The sequence below is a fragment of the Desulfovibrio sp. OH1186_COT-070 genome, from assembly GCF_003860215.1.
Lineage (GTDB): Bacteria > Desulfobacterota > Desulfovibrionia > Desulfovibrionales > Desulfovibrionaceae > Desulfovibrio.
In genome coordinates this window covers 1-733 of record NZ_RQYH01000121.1, presented here as the reverse complement: position 1 = coordinate 733, position 733 = coordinate 1, and the positions used below count along the sequence as shown (strand labels likewise).

2 protein-coding genes are annotated in these 733 nt (G+C 25.0%); one reads left to right on the top strand and one right to left on the bottom strand.

Annotated features, from left to right (window positions below; translation table 11 throughout):
- A partial coding sequence (locus tag EII23_RS12150) for a replication initiation protein (protein ID WP_148091280.1) occupies positions 1-520 on the top strand: 520 nt, incomplete at its 5' end.
- 31 nt (positions 521-551) lie between these two features.
- Here the strand turns inward: EII23_RS12150 and EII23_RS13230 are convergent.
- On the bottom strand, positions 552-733 hold a 182-nt coding region (locus tag EII23_RS13230), incomplete at its 5' end, for a hypothetical protein (RefSeq protein WP_221620414.1).

Below are 733 nucleotides of genomic sequence, written 5' to 3'. Positions count from 1 at the left end.
CAATAAAACAGTTAAAATAGGTGTTAATCCAAAATTTAGTTTTATATTAAATGAATTAACTTCTAATTTCACTAGATTTGAATTACAAGAATTTCTTAATCTTAAATCAAAATATACTAAAGAGTGTTATAGAAGATTAAAACAATATAGAAAAAGTGGTATTTGGTCTGTTGAAATTGAAGAATTTAGAAGAATTTTAGGTGTTCCTGAAAGTTATGAAATGAAAGATTTAACAAAAAGAGTTTTAAAGCCTATTCAAGAAGAATTAAGTCCTATTTTCAATAATTCACAAATTGAAAAAATAAAGAAAAAAGGGGCTTATTCAGGTCGTGGAAATAAGGTAACTCATATTGTATTCACATTTGAAAAAGACAATGAAATACCTTACACTGTTAGAGTTAATGGAAATAAATCAAAATTATCAAGTTCAGAACGTGATATTTGGAAAGATTTAGAAATTGAAGAAAACAAAGAATTAAATGGACAACTTGATTTCATAAATAATGTTACTGAAGTATAAAAAAGACGATTTGATAAATCGTCTTTTTTATTTAAATTTTATTATCAACAGACCATTCTACTCTCTCAACAGGAATTTCATAATCAACCTTTCTAAATTTACTGTTACTTTCTCCAACTTTTTTAATATTCAAATACCCTACTTTAGTTTTTATTGCACTATAGTATGTTCTTGAATTATATTCTGAATTTTCTGCTGGTCCAGTATATACAC